Source organism: Kitasatospora sp. NPDC024654 (assembly GCF_055559155.1).
This window is the reverse complement of record NZ_JBVHLF010000034.1, coordinates 1-5,444: the sequence shown is the minus strand read 5'-3', so window position 1 is coordinate 5,444 and position 5,444 is coordinate 1. Positions and strand designations below refer to the sequence as shown.

General features: G+C 75.0%; 4 protein-coding genes. 3 read left to right on the top strand and 1 reads right to left on the bottom strand.

The window, feature by feature from the left end:
- A partial coding sequence (locus ACZ38L_RS20735; RefSeq protein WP_465695442.1) for a serine/threonine-protein kinase occupies positions 1-1,187 on the bottom strand: 1,187 nt, incomplete at its 3' end.
- 308 nt (positions 1,188-1,495) lie between these two features.
- Here ACZ38L_RS20735 and ACZ38L_RS20730 point away from each other — a divergent pair.
- The 3 genes from ACZ38L_RS20730 to lgt all read left to right on the top strand — a co-directional run bounded on the left by ACZ38L_RS20730 (position 1,496) and on the right by lgt (position 5,314).
- Positions 1,496-2,929 carry a selenium-binding protein SBP56-related protein gene (locus ACZ38L_RS20730; protein WP_465695440.1) on the top strand — a complete coding sequence of 478 codons (1,434 nt, stop codon included), beginning with the start codon at positions 1,496-1,498 and terminating at the stop codon, positions 2,927-2,929.
- 170 nt (positions 2,930-3,099) lie between these two features.
- Positions 3,100-4,410 carry a SulP family inorganic anion transporter gene (locus tag ACZ38L_RS20725; RefSeq protein WP_465695437.1) on the top strand — a complete coding sequence of 437 codons (1,311 nt, stop codon included), beginning with the start codon at positions 3,100-3,102 and terminating at the stop codon, positions 4,408-4,410.
- 61 nt (positions 4,411-4,471) lie between these two features.
- Entirely contained in the window at positions 4,472-5,314 is an 843-nt protein-coding gene (gene lgt, locus ACZ38L_RS20720; protein WP_465695432.1) for a prolipoprotein diacylglyceryl transferase, read from the top strand.
- Positions 5,315-5,444 lie beyond the last annotated feature (130 nt).

Here is a 5,444-nt window from a genome sequence, read left to right as displayed (position 1 = left end):
GTGGTTGCTGCTGTCCTCTGCTTGCCCTTTCGCCGCCTACGCGCAGCGCTTCCCCCCCCCCCGCCCCCCCCCCCCCCCCCCCCCCCCCCCCCCCCCCCCCCGCCGTCCGCGACCGCGATGGTGGCCGACGTCCCGGCCAGCACACCCACCGCCACCGTGCCGGTCAGCACCCTGGCCCGCCGCCCCAGCCGCGGCCGCCGCCGGACCGCGCCGACCGCGCCCGACGGCGCCACCGTCGTCCCGGCGAGCGTGGTGGTCGCCAGCGAGGTGCTGCCCGCCGCGGCACCGCCCGCCGACGGCAGCAGCAACGGCAGCAGCGCCACCACCGCCGCGAGCGCCCGCCGCCCGCGCTCCTCCCAGTCCGCGCCGTAGGCCGCGCCGGCCACCCGCTCCAGCTCCTCCACCAGCGCCGCCGCGCTCTGCGGCCGGTCCGCCGGCGACTTGGCCAGTCCGCTGCGGATCAGCGAGCGCACCGCCTCCGGGGCCAGCTCGGCGGGGATCGGCGCCTCGGTGTGCTGCACGGCCAGCTCGGCGAGGGTGTCCCCGGAGTAGGGCTTGGCCCCGGTCAGGCACTCGAAGAAGGTCGCCGTCGCCGCGTACACGTCGGCGGACGGCGAGGCCGGGGCGCCGGTCCACTGCTCGGGTGCCATGTAGACGGGGGTACCGGCGATCCCCGGGGTGTCGCCGCTGCGCACCGCGATGCCGAAGTCGACCAGCTTGGAGCTGCCGTCCGCCGCGATCAGCACGTTGCCCGGCTTGTAGTCGCGGTGCACCACCCCGGCGGCGTGCGCGGCGGCCAGCCCGAGCAGCGAGCCCTTGAGCACCGCCAGCGCCGCCTCGGGGCCGGTGGCGCCCTCCTGGCGCAGCAGGGTGCGCAGCGCGATGCCGTCCACCAGCTCCATCACGATGGCCGCGCCGTTCGCGCTCTCGACGTACTCGTACAGTTCGGCGACGTACGGGGAGCGGAGGTCGCCGAGGAGGGTGGCCTCGGTCCGGAAGGCGGTGGTGTCGCCGACCGCGTCGCTCAGGTACTTGACCGCCACCGGGGTGCCGGTGGTGTCGTGCCGGGCCAGCAGCACCCGCCCGCTCGCGCCCGAGCCGAGTTCTCGCTCGTGGGTGTAGCCGGGCAGCGTCCACGGGCCGCCGGCGGTGGCCGGGGTGCCCTCGGTCGGGCCGTTGCCGTTCATCGCGCGTCTTTCTCGAGGAGGGTGCACCGCCGGTCGGCGGCCGGGAGGATCGGCTCCCGTGGCTGCCGCAGCACCTGCGGCGCTGGCTTCGACGCGCACGCCAGGTCCCGAGGTTGCGGCGTGCGCGGGATCGAAGGTCACGATTCGGGTGATTCGTACACTTCCTCAGCTTCCCGTGGGAACCGCCCGGTTCAATGATCCCCCAGCCGCCCTCGTGCGCCTGCTGTGCGCCCCTGCTCCCGTGGAAGGCTGCCCGGACGGTTGTTGCTCCTGACGACCGGTCACCGTCGCCGCGTTATGGAGTCGCCATGTCCGCTGCCGACCAGCCCGCCCACGACCACACCCGCACCCACAGCGATCCCACGCTGTACCGGACACCCGCGGAGGCCGTCGCCGCGCCGCCGGAGAAGCTCGCCTACGTGGCCGGCTTCGACCGTTCCGCCCGCCGGTCGGACGCCCTGATCACGGTCGGCACCGACCCCACCTCGCCCGGCTACGGCCGGGTCCTGAACTTCACCGAACTCCCCACCCTGGGTGACGAGTTGCACCACTTCGGCTGGAACGCCTGCTCCAGCGCGCTGGCTCACGCCTGCCACCAGGACCCCGAGCGTCGCTACCTGCTGCTGCCCGGCCTGCGCTCCTCACGGCTGCACGTGCTGGACACCCGGCCCGACCCGGTCCGGCCGCGGTTGGTGAAGGTGGTGAGCGCCGAGGAACTGGCCGCCAGGGCCGGCTACTCGCGCCCGCACACCCTGCACTGCGGCCCGGACGGTGTCTTCCTCTCCTGCCTCGGCGGCGCGGACGGCGCGGACGGGCCCGGCGGGGTGGCGCTGCTCGACCACGACACCTTCGAGGTGCTGCGGGCCTGGGAGACCGACCGGGGGCCGCAGCACCTCGCCTACGACGTGTGGTGGCACCTCGGCGCCAACGTCGGGATCACCAGCGAGTGGGGCACCCCGGCGATGGTCGAGGAGGGCGTCGTGCCGGATCTGCTGCTGGGCCGTGCGTACGGGCACGCCCTGCACTTCTGGGAGTTGGACTCCGGGCGGCACCTGCAGCGGCTGGACCTCGGCGACGAGCACCAGATGGTGCTGGAACTGCGGCCCGCGCACGACCCGGAGCAGCAGTGGGGGTTCGTCGGGGTGGTGACGAGCGTGCTGGACCTCTCCGCCTCGGTCTGGCTCTGGTACCGCGAGGGCTCGGCCTTCGCCGCGCGCAAGGTGATCGAGATCCCGGCCGAGCCCGCCAAGACCGACGAGCTGCCACCCGCGCTGCAACCCTTCGGCGCGGTACCGCCGTTGATCACCGACATCAACCTCTCGGTCGACGACCGCTGGCTGTACGTCTCGGCCTGGGGCACCGGCGAGCTGTTCCAGTACGACGTCTCCGACCCGTTCCACCCACGGCGGACCGGCTCGGTGCGGCTGGGCGGCATCACCGAACGGGCCCCGCACCCGGGCGCGCCCGGCGTCCCGCTGACCGGCGGCCCGCAGATGGTCGAGCTCAGCCGGGACGGGCGGCGGCTGTACCTGACCAACTCGCTCTACGGTTCCTGGGACGACCAGTTCTACCCCGACGGCATCGAGCCCTGGATGATCAAGCTCGACGCCGACACCACCGCCGGCGGGCTCACCGTCGACCCGCGGTTCTTCCCGCACGGCGAGGAGTTCCGGGGGCTGCGGGTGCACCAGACCCACCTCTCCGGCGGCGACGCCTCCTCCGACTCGTACTGCTTCCGCTGACCCACGGCCGGTCGGTCTTATACGCCGACCGGGCGGGCGACACGCCGTCGGACGGCCGCGGTCCACGCGAACGGTCGACCCGGCGGCGCCGCCTCCCGGCCGCGGACCACCCGCCGGACGAGCCTGGGTCGGCAGCGGTCCGCGCCGGTCGGCCGCGTCCGGAGGGCAGCGTGGGCCAGTGGAGACGGTTCCCCCGGCGCGGGTCGACGGCGGCCGACACACCGGCCGCCGGAGCGCTGGCCGACAGCGCGGCCGGGCTGATCACCGCGCTCTTCAGCGTGCCGGAGGGCATGGCGTACGCGGCGATCGCCGGCTTCTCCCCGGCCTCCGGCCTCTACACCGGGGTCCTGCCGGCGATCACCGGCTCGCTGCTCTGCCGCACCCCGCTCATGATCACCACGCTGACCAGCGCCATCGCGCTGACCTCGCGGACCGCGCTGCAGCACGCCCGGCTGGACCCCGCGAACCCGGCGGACGTCGCCGCGCTGACCCTGACCGTCGCGCTGGCGATGGCCGCCTTCGCGCTGCTGCGGATGGGCGCGCTACTGCGGATGGTCTCGGCGGGCGCGATGACCGGCTTCTCGATCGGCATCGCCGTGCAGATCATCGCGAGTGCCCTGGACGAGGCGACCGGCTACCAGCCGCACCAGCACAACCGGCTGCTCCGGGTGCTGGCCTGGGCGGCGCACCCGGCCGGCTGGTCGGCGGGCGCCACGGCGGTCGCGGCGGCCACCGTGCTGGCCTGGGCGCTGGCGCACGGCTGGCGGCGGTCCCGGGCGCTGGCGGTGCTGATCGCCCTGCTGACGGCGACCGTCGCGACCCGGGTGGCGGGCGTCCCGGTGCCGGTGACCGCCTCGCTCGGGACGATCCCCGGCGGGCTGCCCGCGCTGTCCGTGCCCGCCTGGCACGCGCTGCCGCGGCTGCTGGCGGGCGGCTGCTCGGTGGCGATGGTCGCGCTGGCCCAGGCCGCGGGGATCAGCCCCACCGCCGATCCACGCCGGACCGGCGCGGCGGCCGACACGCTCGCCCAGGCCGCCGCCAACCTGGTCGGCGCCTTCTGCCACGCGCTGCCCGCCGGCGGCTCGCTCTCCCGGACCGCCGTCTCCGCGGCCGCCGGGGCCCGCACCCGCTGGGCTGGGGTGGCCTCCGGCGCGGTGCTGGCCCTGGTGCTCTGCACCGCCGGCCGGCTGGCCGGCCTGATCCCGCTCCCGGTGATCGGCGGCCTGCTGATCGTCATCGGGGTCAAGCTGATCGCCCACCGCGCCGGCGACGTCCGGGCCGCCTGCCGCGCCGGGCGACGGGAGGCCGGGCTGCTGGTGGTGACCTTCCTGACCACCACCGAGCTGCCGCTGCCCGAGTCACTGCTGCTCGGGTTCCTGCTCTCCACCGCCCCGGAGGCCGTCCGCGCGCTGCGCCGCCACGCACCGCGCCGGTACCGGGCCACCCCGGCCGGCTCCGGCGTCTCCCAGCGAGCGGGGTAATCTTGGGAACTCCGCGAGGCGAACCCACCGCCCCGCCCGGCCACAAAGGGATCCGGCCCATATGCTCCAACTGGCTTATATTCCCAGTCCCTCCCAGGGGGTCTGGCACCTGGGGCCGGTACCCATCCGCGCGTACGCGCTCTGCATCATCGCCGGGATCGCCGCCGCGGTCTGGCTGACCCGCAAGCGCTGGTCCGTGCTGGGCGGCAATCCGGACGACATCTCGGACATCGCGGTCTGGGCGGTCCCGTTCGGCATCGCGGGCGGCCGGCTCTACCACGTGATCACCGACCCGGAGCTCTACTTCAAGGCCGGCGAGCAGCCGATCAGGGCGCTCTACATCTGGGACGGCGGGCTCGGCATCTGGGGCGCGGTCGCGCTGGGCGCGGTGGGCGCCTGGATCGGCTGCCGCAGGCGGGGCATCAAGCTGGCCGCCTACGCCGACGCGCTCGCGCCGGGCCTGATCCTCGCGCAGGCGATCGGGCGCTGGGGCAACTACTTCAACCAGGAGCTGTACGGCGACCCGACCCACCTGCCGTGGGGCCTGCTGATCGACCCCGCGCACCGGCCGCCGAACACCCCCGACATCGCCACCTACCAGCCGACCTTCCTCTACGAGTCGCTCTGGGACCTCGGCGTGGTCTTCCTGCTGCTCTGGGCCGACCGCCGGTTCACCCTCCACTCGGGCCGGCTGTTCGCGCTGTACGTCGCCGCCTACACGGTCGGCCGCGGCTGGATCGAGGCGCTGCGCGACGACCACGCCAACCACATCCTGGGGCTGCGGCTGAACGACTGGACGTCGCTGATCGTCTTCCTCGGCGCGATGGTCTACCTGATCGCCACCCGGAAGCGGCCCGTCCCGGAGCCCTCGCTCGGCCACAACGCGGCTCCGGTCGCGCAGTAACCCCGCCCGCTCCCAGCAGCGGGGGGGGGGCGGGAGGGGGGGGGGGGGGGGGGGGGGGGGGGGGGGGGGGGTCGGGGGGGGGGGACGCAAAAACCACCGCCCGCCCACAACAACCCCACGCAGCCCCCCG